Consider the following 22,346-nt stretch of genomic DNA (forward strand, 5'->3'; position numbering starts at 1 on the left):
TCAGTCCGGCGTGACCACATCGACCCATTGAGCGGTGTCGGTATACTGCTGGAACCCCGTGACCTTGCCGCCCGTGACGGTGAAGACATGGGCGAACTGGGCGTCCAACGCCTCGCCGGTCGCCCGGTTGGTTCCGGTATAGCGGCCCAGGGCGACCACCCGATCACCACTGGCGATGAAGACCGTGGGCGTGACGACGAACCCTTCGTACCCGGCGCCGATACGGGCAAAAACGCCCTCGAACACTGCGGCGGGGCCATTGTACGGATTGCGGTCCGCATAGGGGCCGCTCTCGGCCTCCATCCAGACCAGGTCAGCGGCCAGAAGCCCGCCGATCGTGGCACCGTCATTGGCGGCAAAGGCCCGGTACAGGGCCTCGACCACGGACTGGTTGGCCGCATCGCTGGCCGCGTCGGTGGCGACGACCGGCGGCGGGGCGGCTGACAGCGGCGTGGCGATCAGGCCGGCGGCGGCCAATGCGATGATCGAAACCCGTCGAAGATTCATGAGGCTCACCCGCCAACAGCGTCAAAGATCACCGTTCGCTAGCGTGCATCCCGCTTGCGGGCAATCACCAATCCGGGGCGATCCACTAGCGCTGGTGTGTGAGCGCAACCGGCGTCTGGTCCGCCTCGGCCTCGTGCAGGGCTTTCTGGGCCACGGCTACGTCGGTGAAATACTCCGGCGTCGGACCCGTCAGCTCATAGACGACGCTGCAGACCTGCCCGCTCACGCCGATGAATTCCGTCTGGACCAGAACCCGATCGCCCACCCGGTCCAGCTCTCGCTTGATCACCATGTTTCTGTCCCCGTCTTCCCCGGAGAGAGGTACGCGCGCCGCGGCAAAGAGTTGCAGGTGCGGCTCGGTCCGACCCGCGGGTCAGGCGGCGATGCGCCCGCGCAGGATGGCCCAGACCAGTCGCAGCCGCTTCACCGGTTCCGGGGCTTCCGGCTCGACGAGGGCGGCATGGGCGACGGCCGGAAAGGCCTTTGCCGGCAGTGTCCGCAGGTCGGCATCCGCGCCCTTTCGGGCGGCCCGCGCCGCCACCGTCTGGCCGGTCTGAGCCTGGCCGCGCACACGCCCTGCCTCGACGACAAGGCGGTCCAGCCCCGGCCCGGCCAGAACCTGCACCGCCGACTGCATCGGCCCAACATAGAAGGCGTCAAGATCATGCGGCTCGCCATGCACCCGACCGATATGGGCCTCGATCAGGGCGTCGAACGGCGCGCGGTCCAGCCCGTGCCGCGCAACGCTGTCAGTGAGCGCCTCAAGCACCGGATGACCCTTGCGCGCCGCCCCGGCGAAAACGCCGTCCATCTGCTCGCGCCACCAGACATAGCGCATCTCGGCCAGCAGCGGCTGGGTCACCCGGGTCGGAATGGCCATCAGCTCTGCCTCGAAGGCATAGAGGGCGATCAGGTCCGCGCGCAGCTGTTCATCCGCCACGAACCGGCTGGACAGCCACCGGTCGAGGTCGGCAGAGCGGACCTGGGCATCGAGATCGGAGGGCGGATTCAAGCCCGGCTTGCCGACAGGGAGCCACGGGCCAGCGCCCAGCCGAACGCCAGCAGGAAGACCGCAAGCGAACCCTCCAGCGCGCGTTGAAACAGCCCGCCCAGTTCAACATCAACGATGATCGCGGCGAACCCGGCCACCGCCACGCCGGCGCAGACCAGACCCAGGGGCCGAAGCCATCCGGCCCCGTCGAACCGGATCGCCAGGGCAGCCAGGGCCACGCCCAGGATCCCGGTCAGATAGCCCGTCCCACCGACCAGATCATGCATCATGGCGTTGAAGGTGACCTCGGTTCGGGCACATTCAAACGCACAGGGATAGACGCCCGCCGCCGACAGGCTGAGCCCGTACCAGGCCAGCATGACGCAGGCCACGACGGCCAGCGCGTTACGCCTCAGCAGCCAGGCGGCCACAAGGCAGAAGGCGGTGATCAACAGACCGCTGGGCACAAAACCCAACCAGCTCACCGCCGGCCCGGTAACCGCCCCGGTGGCTCCCAGTTCGCTGATATACTGCCGTGCGTGGTCATAGCCCGGATAGAAAGCACCGCCCGCAAGCACCGTGCCCAGCTGGATCAGTTCTCCGATGACCAGAAGACCGAAGGCGAGACGGGCGAGCTTCATCGCCGGTCTCAGCCAAACAGGGTCTGGTACATCGCCATCGAGGTCAGCATCGGCAGCGACAGCAGCAGATTGGTGCGGCTGGCCAGCATGGCGACCCGCGCCGCCTTCGCCTTCACATCATCCGCGGCCGGCACGATGCCGAGGGCGCGTTTCTGGTTCGGCCAGATGATGCCCCAGACGTTGAGGAACATGATGATCGCCAGCCAGATGCCGATGCCCATCAGGGTGAAGCCCTTCTGGTCCTCGGTCAGGCCCTGGACCAGACCGAAGCTCATGACCTCGGCGGCATAGGCGTGGCCGCGCGCCAGCATGACGCCCAGCCCGGCCAGCACCGTCACCAGCGCCGACCAGCGGAACCAGAACAGGGCCTCGGGGGCGATGTGCTTGCCGATCGCCGGCTTCAGCTCGGCCGGGATATTGGGCATGACCCGGATCTGGACGAAGTTGAAATAGTACAGCAGGCCGATCCACAGGATGCCGGCCACCACGTGGACCCAGCGCAGGGCCGCCTGCCAGAAGACCTCACCGAAGCCACCGGACACCTCGCCGAAAGCGAGGATCATCACGCCTGCGAGCACAAGGCTCAGCAGGATGGTGGTGCGAAAGTTCGAAAGCAGCTTGCCCATGGTCCGCCCCTCCCCGGGCGCTTCAGGAACGCCGCGCGCCCGACGGGGCGGCGCGACTCATTGAACCGGCACCATAGCGCCGCCGGTCTGCGACAAAAACCGAAAGACTGTAGGGGCTTTCGCCGCCCCTACGGACGGCTGGCCATACCCAGTTTGATCGGCTTGGCGTCGTCGGCCGCACCGCCGCGCTTCACACCCCACAGCAGGATGATCGGCGCGCCGACATAGATCGACGAATAGGTGCCGCAGACGATGCCGAACATCAGGGCGATCGAGAAGCCGTACAGGGCCGGGCCACCGAAATAGGCCAGGGCCGCCAGCACCATCACGGCCGTGAAGCCGGTGATGATGGTCCGGGTCAGGATCTCGTTGATGGTCAGGTCGATGACCTCGCGCAGCGGCATCTGCTTGTACTTCCGCAGGTTCTCGCGAAGGCGGTCGAACACGACGACGGTGTCGTTCATCGAATAGCCGATGACCGTCAGGATGGCGGCCACCATGTTCAGGCTGAACTCGAGCCGCATCAGCACGATCAGTCCGAACACCAGGATGACGTCGTGCAGCAGGCCGGCCACGGCGCCCAGACCGAACTGGGGCTCGAACCGGAACCAGATGTAGGCGAACATCAGCAGGACCGCCGCGCCCAGGGCCAGGAGGCCCGAGGTGAACAGCTCGCCCGAAACCTTGGACCCGACGACGCTGACGCCGGAATAGGCGACCTCGCCGACCGCGCCGGTGATGGCGGTCTGGACGCGCTCGACCACCCGGGCCTGGGGCTCGTCTTCCGGCACCTGGAATTTCACCATGGCGCTGGCGTCGTCGTCGATGCCCTGGACGTTGACGTCGCCGAGGCCCAGCCCGTCGACCGCGTGGCGCACGGCCTCAAGGTCGAGCGCCTGCCCGCCGGGCTTGGTCAGCTCCATCACGGCGCCGCCGCGGAAGTCGATGCCCATGTTCAGGCCGGGCTTGAACACGCCGACCAGCGACGCGATCACGAGCACCGTCGACAGGATCGCGGCGTATTTGGCGAACGAAACGAACTTCAGGTCCGTCTTGATCGGAAGGACTTTGATGAGGGGCCACCAGGACATCGCCATCACTCCGCGATCGGCAGTTTTTTGGGTTTGGCGATCTTCAGCCACCAGGCCAGACCGACCTGGGCCACCAGCACCGCCGACAGCATCGAGGTGAAGACGCCGATGGTCAGGGTCCAGGCGAAGCCCCGCACGGGGCCCGCGCCGAAGATGAACATGATCAGCGCCGCGACCAGGGTCGTCAGGTTGGCGTCGACGATCGTGCCCATGGCCTTGTTGAAGCCCGCGTCCAGGGACGCAATGACGGATCGTCCCGCCCTCGCCTCGTCTCGCATCCGCTCATAGATCAGCACATTGGCGTCCACCGCGACCGCGAAGGTCAGGATCAGACCCGCGATGCCCGGAAGGGTCAGGGTCGCCCCCGTCATGGACATGGCGGCCACGATCAGCAGGCCGTTGAGCAACAGACCCACAACGGAAATGCCGCCGAAGAGGAAGCCGTACGCCAGGAACATGAAGACGACGATGATGGCGAAGCCGATCATGGTCGAAATCTTGCCGGCCTGGACCGCGTCTGCGCCCAGTTCGGCGGTGACGGTGCGGCGCTCGATCACGTTCAGCGGCGCCGGCAGGGCGCCACCGTTCAGCAGATTCACCATTTCCGAGGCCTGCTCGATGGTGAAACTGCCCTCGATGATGCCCGAGCCGCCGGTGATGGCGCTGTTGATCCGCGGAGCCGAAATGACCTTGCCGTCGAGGATGATGGCGAAGGGCCGGCCGATGTTGGCGGCGGTCGCCTCGCCGAACCGGCGGGCGCCGGCCCCGTCGAAGCGGAAGCCGATGGCGGTCTGGTTGTTCTGGTCCGAGGTCACCTCGGCCTTGGTCAGGTTCTCGCCCGACACCAGTACCCGGCGTTTGACCAGATAGAAGGCCTGGCCGGAGTCCGGTGCGCCTTCGATCAGTTCGGAATCCGGCGGGATCGCCCCGGCCATGGCTTCCTGGACCGAGTTCTCGACGTCGACCATCTGGAAGGTCAGCTGGGCGGTCTGGCCGATGACCCGTTCAAGCTGGGCCGGATCGCTCTCGCCCGGGGCCTGGACGACGATACGGTCGGTGCCCTGGCGGGTGATGGAGGGTTCACGGGTGCCGAGGCTGTCGATCCGGCGGCGCACCACCTCGATCGACTGGGTGACGGCGTCCGACGCCATCGAGGCCATCGCCTGTTCGGTGAAGACATAGCGGATGCGATCGGTGCCCTGGCGCTGCACCGACCGGTCAACGACGCCGCTGGTATTGGCGCCGATCAGGCCACGCATCGACTGAAGGGCCAGGTCCATCTGCGACGGATCGGCGAGGGTGACGACGACGCCGGACGGGTCCTTCGCGATGCTCAGCACGCCCACGCGGGCCTCGGCCAGCACGGTGCGAGCGTCCTCACCGAGGTTGCCCAGCCGCTTCTCGCGCATGGCCGGGACATCGACTTCCAGCAGCAGATAGGACCCGCCCTGCAGGTCGAGCCCGAGGTTCAGGCCGCTCTTCGGCAACCAGCCGGGCAGCGCCGCCTTCTGGTCGGCCGTCAGGGCATTCGGATAGCTGAACAGCAGGCCGAACAGCAGCGAAAGGACAAGAAGGACGACCTTCCAGCGCGACAGATGGATCATGCGGGCGTCCCCGGACCTTTCAGGACGGTATCAGGACTTGGCGATTGTCTTGGTGTCGTTGGCAGCCACCGCGGTGCGGTCGCGCACCTGGGTGATCATCTGCTTGACCACCGCGACGTTCACTCCCTGGGCGATCTCGACCATGGCCTGGTCGGCCTCGACGCGGGTGACCTTGCCGATCATGCCGTTGGACAGAACCACCGTGTCGCCGCGCTTCAGACCGGCAACCAGCGCCTGATGGGCCTTCATCGCCTTCTGCTGCGGACGGATCAGCATGAAGTAGAACAGGATGATCACGGGGACGAAGAAGATCAGGGTGCCGAACGGCCCCGCCATAAGTTCCGCCACGATAGTCTCCGAAAACGTCTGGAGCCGCTCAACGCGGCCCTTGAAAATGAGGCGCGGAAACTAGGGTGCGCCGTCACACATTGCAACGCGACGTGTGATCCCCGCGTCGCTTTGCGCTATCGCGGCAACACGGTCAGCGGGTCGACGGCCACCGGCTGGTCCCCGCGCATCCGCCAGGTCTCGAAATGGATCGAGGGCCGACCGTCGCCGGCGGTGTTGCCGACCGTACCGATCTGCTGGCCCGCGCGGATATCGTCGCCGTCCCTGACCGTCGCCGTGCCCAGATGGCCATAGACCGAGCGCCAGCCGTCGCGGTGCACGATCAGCACCGTCAGCCCCTGCCCCGCCAGGTCATCGCCGACATAGCCGACCCGCCCTGCCGCCGCGGCCCGGACCTCGGACCCTGCCGCCGCGCCGATGTTGACGCCGTTGTTCCGCTCGCCCAGCCCGACCGGACCGAACCGCCGCAGGATGTCGCCTCGGACCGGCCAGTCCAGCGCCGTCGTTGAAGCGGCCGGAGGCGGCACGGCAGCCTCCACCGGCGCGCGCGGCGGCGGAGGACTGGTGGCATTGCCCGACGGCGGCGGTGGCGGCGGCGGGGGCGGCGTTCCCTCGTCCGGCACATAGACCCCGCTCGGCGACGGCCCCGTGGCGTAGGGATCGCCCCCGATATCGACCGCGGTCGACGGCAGGATGATCCTCTGGCCGGGGCTGATCGCCGCGCGCGGGCCCAGACTGTTCAGGTCGATCAAGGTCTGCACCGGCGTCTGGAAGCGCCGGCCGATGCCCGAGATCGTGTCGCCGGGCTGGATCTCATAGGCGGCGCCTGCCGCGAGCGCGCCACCGGAGCGCGCGGGCGGCGGCGGCGTCGCGAAGCCGTCGGACGCGGGCCCGGCCGCCGGGGCCGCAGCGGGCGAAGGACGGGGCCCGGTGTTGACCGGTGACCCGAGCGCACCACCCTCGATCTCGGCCACGGGGGCCGTAATGGGCGGCGGAGCCTCGCGGGCGGGGTCGGTCGGACCGCGCACGCCTTCACCGCTCGGTGCCGGTCGGGTCGGATAGGCCGGCTCCCGCGACGGCGGCGGGGCATCGGCGGCGTGGATCGCATAGCGCGGCGCGTCCGGATAACTGGCGCAGGCCGCCAGCGTCGTCACCGTGCCCAGCACCGCCAGGGCCCTGATCGCGAATCGAATCGTCATGCCGTCTCCCACCGCCCGGTCGTCGGCCAGATGTGCCCCGACCGTCGCCCCAAGCCAACCTGTCAAAGGGCGCGAAAGTTGGGCGCGAAGGTTAATGGCGAGGGAATAGGGCTTAGGGCCTAGGGCCTGGGGCTTGGAGGACCGGCACCGTGCAACATACCCCACGGGGCACCATCTGCCTGCTGCCTAAGCCCTAAGCCCCAAGCCCTCACCCCTCCTTGGCCGTCCCCTCGACCAGCGGCACGAACCGTACCTCGGCCAGGCTTTCGCGCTGGAAGCTGCCGTCCGGTTGGCCGACATAGCGGTGCAGCCGCTGCACAGACGAACGGCCCACCGGACAGACCAGAATCCCGCCCGGCTTCAGCTGATGCAGCAGTTCGGTCGGCTCGCCCGGCGAGGCCGCCGTGACCATGATCCGGTCGAACGGGGCCTGCTCGGGCCAGCCCAGGCCGCCGTCGCCGTGGCGCGTGATCACATTGTCGATCTTCAGATCCTTCAGCCGGCCCTCGGCCTCGTTCAGCAGGCTGCGGTACCGTTCGATCGAATAGACGTAGCGCGCCAGCCGGCTCAGCACCGCGGCCTGGTAGCCGCTGCCCGTGCCGATCTCCAGCACCCGGTGACGCGGCTGCACATCCAGCGCCTGGGTCATCAGGCCGACGATATAGGGCTGGGAAATCGTCTGGGCGCAGTCGATCGGCAGAGCCTGGTCTTCCCACGCCTGGTCGAGGAATTTCTCGTGCACGAAGACGGCGCGGTCGATCGACTCCATCGCCGCCAGCACGCGCGCGTCCATCACCCCCTGCTGACGCAGCCCGAGGATCAGCCGTCCGGCGCGGTCGTCATTCAGCTTCATACGGCCACGACCGTCTTCGGCGGCGCCCCGCCCAGCACGCCCTTCAGGTCGTGGAGGCTCGGCGCATGGGTCAGGTCGATGTGCAGCGGCGTGACCGAGATCTTGCCGTCGTCCATCGCCCGCAGGTCGGTGCCCGGCGGATGGTCGTGCTTGGTCCCGCGGAAGCTCATCCAGTAATAGTCGCGGCCGCGCAGGTCGGTGCGCTTCACCGCATGCATCTCGCCTATGTCGCGGAAGCCCTGCCGCGTCACCTCGATCTCCGTCACAGCCTCCGGTGCGCGGGCCGGGAAGTTCAGGTTCATCACCACCCCGGCCTGCCAGGGCTGGGCCAGCAGGCGCGAGATGATCGCGGGGGCGAAGGCCTCCGCCGTCTCCCAGTGCGCCCGCACCTCGTCATGGAACCGCTCCAGCGACTGGCTCAGGGCGATCGAGCGGATGCCGAACGCCATCCCCTGCAACGCCCCCGCCACCGTCCCCGAATAGGAACAGTCCTCGCCGACATTGTGCCCGCGATTGACGCCGGACAGCACCAGATCGGGCCGCTCGGGCATCAGGTCATTGACCGCCAGCACCACACAGTCGGTCGGCGTCCCGGTCACGGCGAACCGCTTCTCCGAAATCCGGTTGACCCGCAGCGGCTCGGTCAGGGTGATGCCCCGCCCCTTGCCCGACTGCTCGGTCTGCGGCGCGCAGACCCAGACGTCGTCCGAAAGGGTGCGGGCGATCCGCTCGAGGCACTCCAGCCCCTCGGCCTCGATGCCGTCGTCATTGGTCAGGAGGATTCGCATGGGGTCTGACTAATGCCTGGGCCGTCGCCGCGCACTCGAAAAATCGTGGCCTCCGGAGCGATCCCTTGTCATCCCGGACAGCGCGAAAGCGCTGAACCGGGGCCAGGGTCGGTTCAACCCTGGCCCCGGACGAGCTGCGCTCTCCGCGGCGATGAAAAAGGCCGGCACCGCGCCCCGGCTCTCCGCCTCACTTCGGCCGGGATGACAGGGGGTTCGAAGCTACCGCAGCACTTCCACCCGGTCAGCCAGGATCACCACATCCTTGCGGCAGTCGTTGGTGATGTTCGAGCCCTGCCAGTCGTGGGTCTGGGCCTGACCGCGGTCGGACCAGGCCAGGGTCCGGCCGCTGAACCGTACCTGCGAGCCGGAAATGTCGCCGGACGCCCGTTGCAGGTTCCGCGGCAGCGCACCCGAGACACAGGCGCGCGAAGCTGGATTGTTCAGGTCGCGCTGCTCGGAGAACAGCTCGAATTCCTCACCGGTCACCCGCACCCAGCCGGTGAACGCGCTGGCCGAGGCGTCGAAGCCGGCGGGCGGCGAGGCGGTGGCCGCGTCGCCCGTGGCGCAGGCGGTCAGGGCCAGGGATCCGGCCAGGATCAGAACAGTACGCATCTCAAGTCCTCTACAGACCGCTCGCACCGGTTCGCTCCGGATTGAGCGGGGTTATCGTTGTCCGCCCACCTGGGTCACGCCGCCCATATAAGGTACGAGCGCATCGGGAACCCGGATGGATCCATCGTCCTGCTGATAGTTCTCCATGATCGCGACAAGCGTGCGACCGACGGCCAGGCCCGAGCCGTTCAGCGTGTGCACGAACTCGGTCTTCTTCTCCCCGGCCCGCTTGAACCGCGCATCCATCCGCCGGGCCTGGAAATCCCCGCAGTTGGAGCAGGAGCTGATCTCCCGATAGGTCCCCTGCGACGGCAGCCAGACCTCGAGGTCGAAGGTCTTCTTCGCGCCGAAGCCCATGTCGCCCTTGCACAACAACATCCGGCGATGGGCCAGGCCCAGCTTTCTGAGAATGGCCTCGGCGCATCCCGTCATCCGCTCGTGCTCGGTCTCGCTGTCCTCCGGACGCGTGATGGAGACCATTTCCACCTTGTAGAACTGGTGCTGGCGGATCAGGCCGCGCGTATCGCGGCCAGCCGACCCCGCCTCGGCACGGAAACAGGGCGTCAATGCCGCCAGCCGCATCGGCGTCTCCAGGTCAGCCTCCACGAGCTGCTGGCCCATCACAGTCGCCGTCAGCGACACCTCCGCCGTCGGAATCAACCAGCGACCGTCCGTGGTCCGGAACAGGTCATCCGCAAACTTCGGCAGCTTGTCGGTGCCATAGGCCGCCGCGTCATTCACCAGCAGAGGCGGATTGACCTCCTGATAGCCGTGCTCGTTCGTCTGCACGTCCAGCATGAACTGTCCGATGGCCCGTTCAAGCCGGGCCAGTCCACCCTTCAGCACCGCAAACCGCGCGCCCGACATGCGCGCCGCCGCCTCGAAATCCAGCAGACCGAGCGCTTCGCCCAGATCGGCATGATCCTTCGCAGGCCCGCCTTCACGGGGTGTCCCCCAGCGCGAAACCTCGACGTTGCCATGTTCATCGTCGCCGTCCGGCACGTCGTCCGCGGCAAGGTTTTTCTGGGCGGCCAGAATATCGCGCAAGGCGTTTCCGGCACGCGCCTCCTCGGCCTCGGCCGCCGCGATCTCGCCCTTCAGGCTCTCGACCTCGCCCTTTAACCGGTCGGCCTCGGCGAGGTCCTTCTTGCCCATCGCCGCGCCAATGAGCTTGGAGCTCTCGTTGCGCTTCGCCAGCGCCGTCTGCCCCGCCGTCTGCGCCGCCCGCAGCGCGGTATCCAGAGTCAGGATCTCATCGACCAGCGCCTGGGCGTCCGCCACCCCGCGCGACGACCAGCCGCTCACGAAGGCGGCGGGATTGTCTCGAATGGCGCGGATGTCGTGCATGGTCGTTCAGTCTGTATGGGAAGGAAGCGATGCTCTAGCCCCGGCAAGGGATTCCGCCAACCTCTCGCCCCCCGCTATCGTCATTCCGGGCGGAGAGGCGCGCAGCGGCTCGCAGACCCGGAACCCAGCGGCGCCGCGACGGCGGCGAAACACCGCGCTCCCGACAGCTTCGCGCTCACGCGCGCCGCTGGGTTCCGGGTCTCGCAGCGCTCGCCCGGAATGACGGCAGCGGCAGGGCTCCCTTCCCTTGCCGTGTCTTCTCACCCCTTTCGACCCCCAACAGTGTCTTCTCGCCCCTGCCCGCCGGGCCGATTCCGCCCTGCGTCCAAACCTGACGCAGCCATATGCCTTACTGCCCAAACCCCCACGGGGCCGGTCTTTGACAGCCTTGATCCACCGCTCTGTCCGCTCCAGGACGCAGCGCCGCCATGCAACGAAGTGCGGACTTCAATCGATTCCGACCACAATTTCGGGGTCGACTGAAGACTCTCAGATCAGCCCGGCCATCGGCGAGCTCGCACTCGCATACATCCGCCGCGGCATCCGTCCGGCCAGATAGCCCTGACGCCCCGCGATCACGGCATGCTTCATCGCCGAAGCCATCAGGATCGGATCCTTCGCCCCCGCGATCGCCGTGTTCATCAGCACCGCGTCGCAGCCCAGCTCCATGGCCAGCACCGCGTCGGAGGGCGTGCCTACCCCCGCATCGACCAGCACCGGCACCCTGGCCTGTTCGATGATCAGCCGGATATTGACCGGGTTCTGGATGCCCAGACCCGAGCCGATCGGCGCCGCCGCCGGCATGATCGCCGCAGCCCCCGCCTCTTCCAGCCGCCGGCACATCACCACATCGTCGGTGCAATAGACCATCACCTGGAAGCCGTCCTTGATCAGCAGCTCCAGCGCGCGCAGCGTCTCGACCATGTCCGGATACAGGTGCGCCGTGTCCGACAGCACCTCCAGCTTGACCAGATCCCAGCCGCCCGCCTCGCGCGCCAGCCGTAGCGTCCTCACCGCGTCCTCGCCGGTGAAACAGCCGGCGGTATTGGGCAGGAAGGTGAACCGGTCCGGCTTCACATAGTCGACCAGCATCGGCTGGTTGGGGTCGGTCAGATTCACCCGCCGCACCGCCACGGTGACGATCTCCGCCCCCGCCGCCTCGGCCGCGTCGGCGTTCTCCTGATAGGTCTTGTACTTGCCGGTGCCGACGATCAGCCGGCTGGAGAAGGTCCGTCCGGCCACGGTCCAGGTGTCTTTGGGAGAGGTCATGGCCGGGGTTTAGCCCCCGCCGACGAACTGCACCAGTTCCACCCGATCCCCGTCCGCCAGCGTGGTCGTCGCATGCAGGGACCGCGGCACAATCTCCAGATTGCGCTCCACCGCCACCTTGCGCACGTCCAGCCCAAGTTCCTCCACGAGGGCAAGAATGGTCGCGGCTTCAACCTCGCGATGTTCCCCGTTGACCTGGATGCGCATGCCCTTACGTCACTCTTTCACGCGCGTGGTTTGATAACCGCCACGCCTCAGCTAAAAGGCCCGTCCGATTCCGGTCGGATCGCCACAATCGCGAGCGCAATGCCCGAGACCCCCGTCCTCTACGTCCTGAACGGCCCGAACCTCAACCTGCTTGGGGTGCGCGAGCCCGACATCTACGGACATGAGACCCTCGCCGACGTCCAGGCCCTGTGCGAAAAGACTGCCGCCCATGCCGTTCCGGGCGCCTCGGTGGTCTTCCGCCAGACCAACCACGAGGGCGAACTGATCGACCAGGTCCAGGAGGCCCGCGAGAAGGCCTCGGCGCTCGTCATCAACGCCGCCGGCTACACCCACACCTCGGTGGCCCTGCTGGACGCGCTCAGGACCCTGACGATCCCGATCGTCGAATGTCATCTGTCCAATCCGGCAGCGCGCGAGCGCTTCCGGCACCGCTCCTATGTCTCGCCGGTCGCCGCCGGCGTGGTTTCGGGCTTCGGCTCATTCAGCTACGAACTGGCCGTCAGGGCCGCTCTGCGGCTGGCGCAGGAACAGCGCGCCGCCGCCGATCGTTCGGTTTAGAAGGTAACAAGAGGCTCCCATGGCCGATTCCAAAACGCCCGCTCCCAAGCTCAAGAACGAAGCCGAGATCGACACCGCCCTGGTGCGGTCGCTGGCCGACATCCTGAACGACACCTCCCTCACGGAGATCGAGGTTGAGCGTGGAGAGCTTCGCATCCGCGTTGCCCGCGAACTCGTGGCCGCGCCGGTCATGCAATACGCCGCCGCCCCGGCCCCCGCTGCCCATGCGCCCGCCGCGGCTCCGGCCGCCGCCGCCCCGGCCGCCATGCCGTCGGACCCCGCCACCATCGTCTCCAAAAAGGGCGAAGAGGTGAAGTCGCCCATGGTCGGCACCGTCTACCTCCAGGCCTCGCCGGAAGCGCCGCCGTTCTGCCAGCCGGGTGACAAGGTCAAGAAGGGCCAGACCCTGCTGATCGTCGAGGCCATGAAGACGATGAACCCGATCCAGGCCCCCCGCGACGGCGTCGTGGTCGAGGTGCTGGTCGGCGACGCCCAGCCGGTCGAGTTCGGCGAGCCCCTCGTCCTGCTCGAGGCGTAAGCCATGTTCACCAAGGTCCTCATCGCCAACCGCGGCGAAATCGCCCTGCGGATTCACCGCGCCTGCAAGGAGATGGGCATCTCCACCGTCGCCGTGCACTCCGAGGCGGACCGCGGCGCCATGTGGGTGCGGCTGGCCGACGAAAGCGTCTGCATCGGCCCGGCGCCCGCCGCCAAGAGCTACCTCAACATCCCGTCGATCATCGCCGCCGCCGAGATCACCGGCGCCCAGGCCATCCACCCGGGCTACGGCTTCCTGTCCGAAAACGCGCGCTTCGCCGAGATCGTCGAGGCCCACGGCATGACCTTCATCGGGCCCAAGCCCGAACACATCCGGGTCATGGGCGACAAGATCACCGCCAAACAGACCGTCCTTGAAGCCGGTATCCCCTGCGTGCCCGGGTCGGCCGGCGAGGTCGAGACCATCGAGGACGCCATCGCGGCCTCGAAGACCATCGGCTTCCCCCTGATCGTCAAGGCCGCCGCCGGCGGCGGCGGACGCGGCATGAAGGTCGCCCTGACCGCCGAAGACCTGGTCGAGGCCGTCCAGACCGCCCAGTCGGAGGCCACCGCCGCCTTCGGCAACGGCGCCGTCTATATGGAGCGCTACCTCCAGAAGCCGCGCCACATCGAGCTTCAGGTCATCGCCGACAGCCACGGCAATGTCGTCCACCTCGGCGAGCGCGACTGCTCCCTCCAGCGCCGCCACCAGAAGGTGCTGGAAGAGGCCCCCTCGCCGGCCCTGTCGGCGGCCGAACGCGTCGCCATCGGCGAGACAGTCAACAAGGCCATCGCCGCCATCGGCTACCTCGGCGTCGGCACCATCGAATTCCTCTGGGAAGACGGCGAGTTCTTCTTCATCGAGATGAACACCCGCCTGCAAGTCGAGCATCCGGTTACGGAAATGATCACGGGCGTCGATCTGGTCCGCGAGCAGATCCGCATCGCCGCCGGCCTGCCGCTGTCGTTCAAACAGTCGGATGTCAGCTTCACCGGCCACGCCATCGAATGCCGGATCAACGCCGAAAACGCCGAGACCTTCACCCCCTCGCCCGGCACCATCACCGACTTCCACGCCCCGGGCGGTCTGGGCGTCCGGCTGGATAGCGCCATCTACGCCGGCTATTCGATCCCGCCCTATTACGACAGCCTGATCGGCAAGCTCATCGTCCACGGCCGCGACCGCGAGGAGTGCATCGCGCGCCTCAAGCGCAGCCTGAACGAGATGGTCGTCGGCGGCATCGACACCACCATTCCCCTGTTCCAGAAGCTGCTGCAGGAGCCCGACATCCTGTCCGGCGACTACGACATCCACTGGCTGGAAAACTGGGCCAAACGCCAGAAGGGCGAAGCCTGAGCGATCCCGGCTTCAGCGCCGGCGGGCCCTTCGGCGGCTTCGGCCCCGACGAACTGCTGAACTGCTACGCCACCGGCGTCTTCCCCATGGGCGAGGCCCGCGACGATCCGCGGATCTTCCTCGTCGAGCCGGAGCAGCGGGGCATCCTCCCGCTGGACCGGTTTCACGTCCCGACCCGGCTGAAGCGCACGATCCGCGCTGACGCCGTCTCGGTCCGCGTCGACACGGCCTTCGACGCCGTCCTCGACGCCTGCGCCGCCTCAGGCCCCGGCCGCGAGGACAGCTGGATCAACGCCCCGATCCGCCGCCTCTACATGGAACTGAACGCCCGCGGTCAGGCCCACAGCATCGAGTGCTGGCGCGACGAGACCCTGGTCGGCGGCCTGTACGGCGTTACGCTCGGCGGGGCCTTCTTCGGCGAAAGCATGTTCAGCCGCGAACGGGACGCCTCGAAGATCGCCCTGGTGCATCTGGTGGCCCGGCTGAAGCGCGGCGGCTGGCGTCTGCTCGACACCCAGTTCCTGACCAGCCACCTCAGCCAGTTCGGCGCGGTCGAAACCCCGCAGGCGGCCTATCTCAAACTGCTGCGGACGGCCCGTCCGCTGCGACCCAATACCCGGTCGCTGTTCGATCCGATGACGGGATCAGAGGCGCTCTTCTACGCCTTGCAGCCCACGATCCAGGCGTCATAGATCGGATGCTGCAGGCCGCTGACGGCGGGCGATGAGGCGAACATCCAGCCCCGGAAGATCTGCCTCGGCTCGCTGACCTGGATGACACCCCGCGGCTGGAGGCTGACTTCCAGATAGGCGACGGCGTCGGACACCTGCTCATCGGGTGCCGAGACCTCACAGGCCCGGGCGGTGAAGATCAGCGTCCGCTGGAACCGGACCGGCCGCCCCCCGACCTCGACCTCGAACCGCATCGTTTCCGCCGTGATCTTGTCGACGGCTTCGACGATGGCCACCCGCCGGCGCTGGCGACGCGACGGCGCAGCCGGTGCCTCGACACGCTGGGTCTGGGCCTCGTCCGCTTTCTCTTCCTCGCCGGCCTTCTCGGCCTCTTCGGAGATCACGATGGGCGGAGTGATGGGCGTGACGGCGATCGGAGACGCCGGCGCCGGCGCGGCTTCCGGTGCCGGCTCCACCGGCGGAGTCTGGGGCGCGGTCTGGCGGTTCAGCGCGGCCGTCGGATCCTGGATCGGCACCGCGTCCTGGGGCAGGTCATTGATCGCCGAGGCAAGAACCGCGCCCGACGCCAGCAGCGCCGCAGCGGTCACCGCGACCATGATTGCCCCCCGCGGCGTCATTCCGGACGCCAGGCTTCGTAGTCGCCGGTCGCGGGCGGACGCACGCCGTCCGAGGCGAGCGACCCCTTGGGCTTCCAGGCCATCGGCGTACCGGTCAGATTGGGTAGATGATCCTCTTCCCAAGCCCGGCGCGGCAGAGGTTGATCGGTCGGCAGCTCGTCAAAGGTGTAGTGCAGCCAGCCGTGCCAGTCGGGCGGCACCTTCGAGGCGTCGGCATAGCCGTTGTAGGTCACCCAGCGACGACGGCGGCCATCGTAGCTCGAGCTGTCGCGCGACAGGTAGTAGCGGTTGCCGAACTCATCGGTCCCCACGTGCTCGCCACGCTTGGCGATGGTGAAGAAGGTGCCGATGGTGGCGCCGCTGGTCCAGCCGAAGATTCTGCCTAGCACGTCGGGAAATCCACTCACGCTCGGTCACCCGGCGGGGGCCGGCGACGCAGACTGCATCATAGAAAGCGCCGGGCCTTCCGTCCAGCACCGCGCAGAGCTCTGAACCCTCAACATCTTGGGGGTAACAGCCCCGCGACACGCCAGATTTATTGCCGAGAGGTCTGCCCCGCCGCTAGTCTGGCCGAAAGGCCACGCCGAGTCCGCCCATGCGATTTCCCTTCGCCACCCTCGCCGCCGCAATGCACCGCCCTCTGCGCGAGATTGAACGTGCGGATCGGGTTGTCGCTCTCCGCGCGCCCGAGGGCTGGACCGACGTCCAGGTCGAGGCATGGCTGGACTGGGCCGAGACAGACGAGATCGTGACGACCGGCGAGGATGCCCTCGCGGAAATCGCCGCCGCCTGGAGCAGCCGCCTGGCTCCCGGCAAGGCAGAGGCTCTTGCGGCGACCCTGATGCTCGGGCTCGTCTCCCCTGCCCGTTCATCGGACCACGCCGTTGGACTGATCAATCTGTCCGAGCCCGACGCAGCCCGCCGCCTGCAAGCGGAAGCGGCCCTGAGGCGGGGCGAGCGACTCGCGGCCGGCGCAGTGGAAGCGGTCGCGGCGGCGCTGGAGCGCGTTGTCGACGCGGTCTCGCGCTGTGAGGGGCCGCGCGGCGATTGCGCCGACCCGCAGCGAAATCCCGCCCTTGCGCGTGCAGCACTCGCAGCCCGGAAGGCCGGTGCCGCCGACGCCGACATCGTCCGTGCGATCCAGGGCGAACGGTTCCAGGTCGCTCCCATCCCCGTGCCATCGCCTCCGCCCCGGATCGCGCTTGCCGACCGGGCCATGATCGCATCCGGCGCGCCTGAAGCCCTGGCAGCTGCCGAGGCCGCCCTTGATGGCGATCTGCTCCTCACCTTCGATCCCGACACCGCCGAGGCCATTTCAGAAGCGACGCGCGCTCCCGCAGTCCTCCTGTCGCTGCCGGCCCTGATGCAGGTCGCCGGCCCTGAGTTTGAGCCCGCCCTGCGCGAGCTCGTGCGCCTCTGGACTGCGGCCCTTACGAAAGATGGTGCGACGGTCGTGGCCTTCGGTCTGGGTGGCCTGGCCGACCTCGTGGTCGGCAGCGCCGGCTCGGCCGATCCCACGACGGCGGCCCGCTTGGCGGACCTGGTGCGGAGGGCGGCAGGCAAGGCCCCGGTGGCATTTTTCGCCGATGATCGGGAGGCCCACCTTCGACTCGGCCTTTCGCCGCTCGCGGCCGTGGACATTTGGCAGACCGCGGATGGCGCAACGGCGCGGCGCCTGCGCCCCGCCTTCGCGGCCGCGATCGCGCGAAACGGTGGTGACATCGACTCTGCTGAACGCCACCTGTTCGGATGGCGCTCCCTCGTTGACGCCCCTAGCCTCGACCACTCAGCCCTGCGCACAAAAGGCTTCACGGATGTTGAACTTGAGGCACTGGAGCACGCGCTGACCTCGGTCGACACCCTCAACGACGCCTTCCGGGCCCCGGTGCTGGATGCCGGATTCCTCCGCGACGTGCTGGGCTTCGACGGCTCCGTGGACAATCTGCTCCCGCAGCTCGGTTTCTCAGCGGAGGATGTCGCGCTCGCCGAAGCATGGGTCTTCGGCCATGGCGACCTCTCGGCCTGGGCCGGCGTTCCGGCGGACCTTGAACCGGCCGTTTCCGATCCGTCCGCCTTTGAGGGCGGGCTTCGTATCGATCTGGACACCGTCAGCGCGATTCCGGACATTGCCCCGTCCCTGATCGACTGGCGCACCACTCCGGCGCAGGCGGCTCGCCTGCTGGCCGATCGTGCCAGGGATGGCCGACGCGCGGTCCGGTTGATGCGGGCGGTGCCACCCGCAGGTCCGCTGCTCGAGCTTCCCGAGCCCGAGCCGGCCCAGCCACCCCGGACAAATCGCTGGGAGCCCGAGGCAAAGGCCGTCGAGCGGGTCGTGGAAAAGGTAATCGAGCGCGACCGCACCCGCCGCAAGCTGCCCGACAGGCGCAAGGGCTATATCCAGAAGGCCGCGGTCGGCGGACACAAGGTCTACATCCACACCGGCGAATACGAGGACGGAGAGCTCGGCGAAATCTTCATCGACATGCACAAGGAAGGCGCCGCCTTCCGCTCGCTGATGAACAATTTCGCCATCGCGATCTCGATCGGCCTGCAATACGGCGTGCCGCTTGAGGAGTTCGTGGACGCCTTCATCTTCACCCGGTTCGAGCCGGCGGGAGCCGTGACGGGCAATGATTCGATCAAGTCCGCGACCTCCATCCTCGACTACATCTTCCGCGAACTGGGCGTGTCCTATCTGGATCGCCATGAGCTGGCCAATGCCGGGACGGACCCCTTGAACGGCAATGGTCTGGGCACGCTGGAAGGCGATGGCGACGCGCCAGAGGCAGTTCCGGCCGCCCGGTTCATCTCCAAGGGCTTTGCCCGCGGCGCGGCCCCGGACAACCTGGTCGTCCTTCCCTTTGGCCAGAAGCGGGATGCGCCGATCGCACCCGCCACGGCCACCGAGGCGGTCGCCTGCCCGGCCTGTGGCGATTTCTCGCTGCAGCAGCGCGGCGCGGGCTGGATTTGCGACACCTGCGGCGCGGCACCCTCGATGCAGGGTTGATCAACGAATTGGCGTCATGATGCTTCGCGTCGAGCCTCGCCCGACACCGAGACCGGAGCCCGCCATGAAGCCGATCCTGACCGCAACCGCCGTCGCCGCCCTTGTCGCCATCGCCCTGCCGGCGGTCGCCCAGAACGCCGGCCAGATCGCCCGCGTGCGGGCGGGCGCAAGCTGCGCCGGCTGCAACCTGTTCCAGGCCGCACTGTCGGGACTGGAGGCGAACGGGCTCAATCTGTCGGGAGCCAGGCTCCGGCAGGCCGACCTCAGCCTGAGCGTGATGAACCGCACCCGCTTCGCCAACGCTGACCTGCGCGATGTCGAGGCTTATGGGGGCGTCTTTTCCAGCTCGAACTTCTCGGGGGCCAATCTGACGAACGCCAGCTTCGTCGGTGCCTGGCTGGACGGCGCGGCCTTCGCGGGCGCGACCCTGACCGGGGCCAATTTCTCGGGCGCATCGATGCGGCGCGCGACCGGCCTGACACAGGTGCGCCTGAACCAGGCCTGCGGCGACGAGGCCACCCAACTGCCCGGCAACCTGTCCATTCCCCGCTGCTGAACCGCCCCGGACCTTACGGCGAATTAAGTAGGGTTTGCCGATGTTTGAAGTCATGAAAGAGGCGTGAAACAGATCGTTTTCCCCCTGTTCCGTCGCCTCTCGACCGCCGGCCTCGCCCTGGGCGCCGCGACGGTGGCCCTCGCCGCGGCCGGATCGGCCAGCGCTGAAATCCAGCTGCAGTACCAGGATCGCGACGTGGCCCGGATGGTGTCGCTGGGCGGGACCTGCAACCGGTGCGAACTGTCCGGCCGGGATCTGACCGGCGCAGCCTTCGCCGGCGCGGTCTTCACCAACGCCACCCTGGTCGGGACCAGCCTGCGCGGCGCGGAGCTGGTAGGCTCGAACTTCTCCGGCAGCGATTTCAGTCGCGCCGACCTGTCGGGCGCGGAGATGATGGGCGCGGACTTCACCGGGGCCAATTTTTCGGGCGCAGACCTGACGGGCGCTGAGGTCCAGAGCGCTACCCTGGTGCGGGCGCGGCTGGCGGGTGCCGATCTGTCGGGCGCTGCGCTGAACTGGGCGAACATGAACAGCGCGATCCTGACGGGGGCGGACCTCGAAGGGGCGGAGCTGAACGCCACCACCCTGGCCAATGTGAACGCCCGTTCGGCGGACTTCTCCGATGCCGAGGTCGCCATGTCGAACATGGCCAATGGCGACTTCCGCTCGGCGGACTTCAGCGACGCCACCCTCAATGGAGCTCGCCTGACGGGCGGGCGGTTCGGCGGGGCTGATTTCGACGGCGCTTCAATGAACCGCACCGATATCCGAGGTGCGGACCTGTCCGGCGCGCGCGGTCTGACCCAGGCGCAGGTCGGACGGGCCTGTGGCGACGCAAACACCCGTCTGCCGGGCAATCTTACCGCCCGTGTCTGCCGTGGTGTCAGCAGCGTCCGCGTTGCGACGCCCCGGCCGCCGGCTCCGCCCACGCCCCCGGTTCCGCCGCGTTCGCGGAACGTGGTCGTGGCCAGCGCCGACAACTGATCTCCGTCAGGTCTTGAGCGGCAGCGCTGCACGGATGTGCAGCTCCTTGTACTGACGCTCGGCCGCGTCCGACGGCGCGCTCATCAGCAGATCCTGGCCCTGCTGGTTCAGCGGGAAGGCAATGACCTCGCGGATGGCGACCTGGTTGGCCAGCAGCATGACGATCCGGTCGATACCGGGGGCCAAGCCTCCGTGCGGCGGCGCGCCGTAGCGGAAGGCGTTGAGCATGCCGCCGAACTGGTCCTCGACGACCGAGGCGTCATAGCCGGCAATCTCGAAGGCCTTGAGCATGATCTCGGCCTTGTGGTTCCGGATCGCGCCCGAGCACAGCTCATAGCCGTTGCAGACGATGTCATACTGGTAGGCGCGGATGGTGAGCGGGTCCTGCGTCTCCAGGGCCTCCAGCCCGCCCTGCGGCATCGAGAACGGGTTGTGGCTGAAGTCGACCTTCTTCTCTTCCTCGGACCATTCGAACATCGGGAAGTCGACGATCCAGCAGAATTTGAACTGGTCCTCGTCGATCAGCTTCAGCTCGGTGGCCACGCGGGTGCGGGCCAGGCCGGCGAATTTGGCGAAGACCGACGGCAGGCCGGCGGCGAAGAAGGCGGCGTCGCCCTTGCCCAGACCCAGCGTGGCCATCAGGGATTCGGTTGGCTCCTGACCGAGGTTCTTGGCGATCGGGCCGCCCCAGGCCTGCTGGTCGTCGGACCAGAAGATGTAGCCGAGGCCGGGCTGGCCTTCGCCCTGGGCCCAGGAGTTCATACGGTCGCAGAAGGCACGGCTGCCGCCGGTCGGCGCCGGGATCGCCCAGACGGCGTTCTTGTCGTCGGCGCCGAGGATCTTGTTGAACAGGCCGAAGCCGCCGTCGCGGAAGTGGACGGAGACGTCCTGCATCTTGATCGGGTTGCGGGTGTCCGGCTTGTCGGTGCCGTACCACTTCATCGACTGAGCGTAGGTCAGGCGCTCGAAGCCGGCGTGCTCCATGGTCTGGCCGAAGTCGTTGGTGAAGGTGTGGGTTCCGGCGATCGGCGACACGGGCTTGCCGTCGGCGAACTCCTCGAACACGCCATGCATGACGGGTTCGATGGCGGCGAAGACGTCTTCCTGGGTGACGAAGCTCATCTCGACGTCGAGCTGGTAGAACTCCAGCGAGCGGTCGGCGCGCAGGTCCTCGTCGCGGAAGCACGGTGCGATCTGGAAATAGCGGTCGAAGCCCGAGACCATCAGCAGCTGTTTGAACTGCTGCGGGGCCTGCGGCAGGGCGTAGAATTTGCCGGGATGCAGGCGCGACGGGACCAGGAAGTCGCGCGCGCCTTCGGGCGACGAAGCCGTCAGGATCGGGGTCTGGTACTCGAGGAAGCCTTGGCCGACCATGCGCTGGCGGATCGAGGAGATCACGCGCGAGCGCAGGACGATGTTCTTGTGCAGGGTCTCGCGGCGCAGATCGAGGTAGCGGTGCTTGAGGCGGATTTCCTCGGGGTATTCGGGCTCGCCGAAGACCGGCAGCGGCAGTTCGGCGGCTTCCGACAGAACCTCGATGCCGGTGACGCTCAGTTCGATCTCGCCGGTGGGCAGGTTGGCGTTCACGACCGAGGCCTCGCGGGCCACGACCTCGCCGTCCACGCGGATGACGCTCTCGGCGCGCAGGCGTTCGACGGCCTCGAAGCCCGGCGTCTCGGGGTGGAGGACCAGCTGCGTCAGGCCGTAGTGGTCGCGCAGGTCGATGAACAGCAGGCCGCCGTGGTCGCGCTTGCGGTGGACCCAGCCGGACAGGCGGACATTCGAACCTGCATCGGTCAAACGGAGGGCGCCGCAGGTGTGGGAGCGGTAGGCGTGCATGGTCGGTTCGTCTTGGATTACAGGCCGCAAGGGGCGCAATTCGGGAGGCCGGAAGGGCGCATCATCGCCCCGGAAAGTCAAGGTTTGCGGGCCTG

At 67.8% G+C, this 22,346-nt stretch carries 25 protein-coding genes; 7 read left to right on the forward strand and 18 right to left on the reverse strand.

Going from position 1 to position 22,346, the window contains the following annotated elements:
- The 15 genes from KB221_08990 to thiS form a co-directional block, all read right to left on the reverse strand.
- Nucleotides 1–507 carry a nuclear transport factor 2 family protein gene (locus KB221_08990; GenBank protein WIY68238.1) on the reverse strand — a complete coding sequence of 169 codons (507 nt, stop codon included), beginning with the start codon at nt 505–507 and terminating at the stop codon, nt 1–3.
- A gap of 85 nt (nt 508–592) precedes the next feature.
- Nucleotides 593–799 carry a hypothetical protein gene (locus KB221_08995; GenBank protein WIY68239.1) on the reverse strand — a complete coding sequence of 69 codons (207 nt, stop codon included), beginning with the start codon at nt 797–799 and terminating at the stop codon, nt 593–595.
- A gap of 81 nt (nt 800–880) precedes the next feature.
- On the reverse strand, nt 881–1,519 hold the full coding sequence (locus KB221_09000; protein ID WIY68240.1) for a squalene/phytoene synthase family protein: 639 nt from the start codon (nt 1,517–1,519) through the stop codon (nt 881–883).
- The gene (locus KB221_09005; GenBank protein ID WIY68241.1) at nt 1,516–2,139 is read right to left on the reverse strand and encodes a DUF998 domain-containing protein; all 624 of its coding nucleotides are present in this window, start codon (nt 2,137–2,139) and stop codon (nt 1,516–1,518) included. Before KB221_09005 ends, KB221_09000 begins: the two co-directional genes overlap by 4 nt.
- An 8-nt stretch (nt 2,140–2,147) precedes the next feature.
- Entirely contained in the window at nt 2,148–2,765 is a 618-nt protein-coding gene (locus KB221_09010; GenBank protein ID WIY68242.1) for a hypothetical protein, read from the reverse strand.
- Nucleotides 2,766–2,893: 128 nt separating this feature from the next.
- Nucleotides 2,894–3,862 carry a protein translocase subunit SecF gene (gene secF / locus KB221_09015; protein ID WIY68243.1) on the reverse strand — a complete coding sequence of 323 codons (969 nt, stop codon included), beginning with the start codon at nt 3,860–3,862 and terminating at the stop codon, nt 2,894–2,896.
- On the reverse strand, nt 3,862–5,460 hold the full coding sequence (secD, locus tag KB221_09020; protein WIY68244.1) for a protein translocase subunit SecD: 1,599 nt from the start codon (nt 5,458–5,460) through the stop codon (nt 3,862–3,864). Before secD ends, secF begins: the two co-directional genes overlap by 1 nt.
- 30 nt (nt 5,461–5,490) lie before the next feature.
- Nucleotides 5,491–5,796: a preprotein translocase subunit YajC gene (gene yajC / locus KB221_09025; protein ID WIY70896.1), complete on the reverse strand. Its 306-nt coding sequence runs from the start codon at nt 5,794–5,796 to the stop codon at nt 5,491–5,493.
- A 128-nt stretch (nt 5,797–5,924) separates the two neighbouring features.
- Entirely contained in the window at nt 5,925–7,007 is a 1,083-nt protein-coding gene (locus tag KB221_09030) for a peptidoglycan DD-metalloendopeptidase family protein (protein ID WIY68245.1), read from the reverse strand.
- Between the two features lie 208 nt (nt 7,008–7,215).
- The gene (locus KB221_09035) at nt 7,216–7,860 is read right to left on the reverse strand and encodes a protein-L-isoaspartate(D-aspartate) O-methyltransferase (GenBank protein ID WIY68246.1); all 645 of its coding nucleotides are present in this window, start codon (nt 7,858–7,860) and stop codon (nt 7,216–7,218) included.
- Nucleotides 7,857–8,648 (reverse strand): 5'/3'-nucleotidase SurE, encoded by a 792-nt coding sequence (gene surE / locus KB221_09040; GenBank protein ID WIY68247.1) that lies wholly within the window; start codon nt 8,646–8,648, stop codon nt 7,857–7,859. Before surE ends, KB221_09035 begins: the two co-directional genes overlap by 4 nt.
- A gap of 219 nt (nt 8,649–8,867) precedes the next feature.
- Nucleotides 8,868–9,260: a hypothetical protein gene (locus KB221_09045; GenBank protein WIY68248.1), complete on the reverse strand. Its 393-nt coding sequence runs from the start codon at nt 9,258–9,260 to the stop codon at nt 8,868–8,870.
- Between the two features lie 51 nt (nt 9,261–9,311).
- Nucleotides 9,312–10,607: a serine--tRNA ligase gene (gene serS / locus KB221_09050; GenBank protein ID WIY68249.1), complete on the reverse strand. Its 1,296-nt coding sequence runs from the start codon at nt 10,605–10,607 to the stop codon at nt 9,312–9,314.
- A gap of 489 nt (nt 10,608–11,096) precedes the next feature.
- The gene (locus tag KB221_09055) at nt 11,097–11,876 is read right to left on the reverse strand and encodes a thiazole synthase (GenBank protein ID WIY68250.1); all 780 of its coding nucleotides are present in this window, start codon (nt 11,874–11,876) and stop codon (nt 11,097–11,099) included.
- Between the two features lie 9 nt (nt 11,877–11,885).
- On the reverse strand, nt 11,886–12,083 hold the full coding sequence (gene thiS, locus KB221_09060; protein ID WIY68251.1) for a sulfur carrier protein ThiS: 198 nt from the start codon (nt 12,081–12,083) through the stop codon (nt 11,886–11,888).
- A 99-nt stretch (nt 12,084–12,182) separates the two neighbouring features.
- Here thiS and aroQ point away from each other — a divergent pair, with 99 nt between their 5' ends.
- From aroQ to aat, 4 genes are all read left to right on the forward strand, one after another.
- Nucleotides 12,183–12,662 carry a type II 3-dehydroquinate dehydratase gene (gene aroQ, locus KB221_09065; protein WIY68252.1) on the forward strand — a complete coding sequence of 160 codons (480 nt, stop codon included), beginning with the start codon at nt 12,183–12,185 and terminating at the stop codon, nt 12,660–12,662.
- Between the two features lie 19 nt (nt 12,663–12,681).
- A complete protein-coding gene (gene accB / locus KB221_09070) occupies nt 12,682–13,200 on the forward strand; it encodes an acetyl-CoA carboxylase biotin carboxyl carrier protein (protein ID WIY68253.1) in 519 nt (172 codons plus the stop codon).
- Between the two features lie 3 nt (nt 13,201–13,203).
- Nucleotides 13,204–14,556, forward strand: coding sequence for an acetyl-CoA carboxylase biotin carboxylase subunit (gene accC, locus KB221_09075; GenBank protein WIY68254.1), 1,353 nt, complete (start codon nt 13,204–13,206; stop codon nt 14,554–14,556).
- An 86-nt stretch (nt 14,557–14,642) separates the two neighbouring features.
- Nucleotides 14,643–15,248 carry a leucyl/phenylalanyl-tRNA--protein transferase gene (aat, locus tag KB221_09080; GenBank protein WIY68255.1) on the forward strand — a complete coding sequence of 202 codons (606 nt, stop codon included), beginning with the start codon at nt 14,643–14,645 and terminating at the stop codon, nt 15,246–15,248.
- Here the strand turns inward: aat and KB221_09085 are convergent.
- The gene (locus tag KB221_09085; protein WIY68256.1) at nt 15,215–15,844 is read right to left on the reverse strand and encodes a DUF2155 domain-containing protein; all 630 of its coding nucleotides are present in this window, start codon (nt 15,842–15,844) and stop codon (nt 15,215–15,217) included. The two genes, aat and KB221_09085, sit on opposite strands and share 34 nt — an antisense overlap.
- A 17-nt stretch (nt 15,845–15,861) precedes the next feature.
- Nucleotides 15,862–16,254: an NADH:ubiquinone oxidoreductase subunit NDUFA12 gene (locus KB221_09090; GenBank protein WIY68257.1), complete on the reverse strand. Its 393-nt coding sequence runs from the start codon at nt 16,252–16,254 to the stop codon at nt 15,862–15,864.
- Nucleotides 16,255–16,460: 206 nt separating this feature from the next.
- Here KB221_09090 and KB221_09095 point away from each other — a divergent pair, with 206 nt between their 5' ends.
- From KB221_09095 to KB221_09105, 3 genes are all read left to right on the forward strand, one after another.
- On the forward strand, nt 16,461–18,872 hold the full coding sequence (locus KB221_09095) for a TSCPD domain-containing protein (GenBank protein ID WIY68258.1): 2,412 nt from the start codon (nt 16,461–16,463) through the stop codon (nt 18,870–18,872).
- A 64-nt stretch (nt 18,873–18,936) separates the two neighbouring features.
- Nucleotides 18,937–19,428, forward strand: coding sequence for a pentapeptide repeat-containing protein (locus KB221_09100; protein ID WIY68259.1), 492 nt, complete (start codon nt 18,937–18,939; stop codon nt 19,426–19,428).
- 63 nt (nt 19,429–19,491) lie between these two features.
- Complete coding sequence (locus KB221_09105; GenBank protein ID WIY68260.1) at nt 19,492–20,412, forward strand: pentapeptide repeat-containing protein; 921 nt, start codon at nt 19,492–19,494, stop codon at nt 20,410–20,412.
- 6 nt (nt 20,413–20,418) lie between these two features.
- On the opposite strand, the gene aspS is transcribed toward KB221_09105, so the two are convergent.
- Entirely contained in the window at nt 20,419–22,251 is a 1,833-nt protein-coding gene (gene aspS / locus KB221_09110; GenBank protein WIY68261.1) for an aspartate--tRNA ligase, read from the reverse strand.
- Nucleotides 22,252–22,346 lie beyond the last annotated feature (95 nt).

Origin of the sequence: Aquidulcibacter paucihalophilus, assembly GCA_030285985.1 — a bacterium.
In the GTDB taxonomy this organism is placed as follows: Bacteria; Pseudomonadota; Alphaproteobacteria; order Caulobacterales; family Caulobacteraceae; genus Brevundimonas.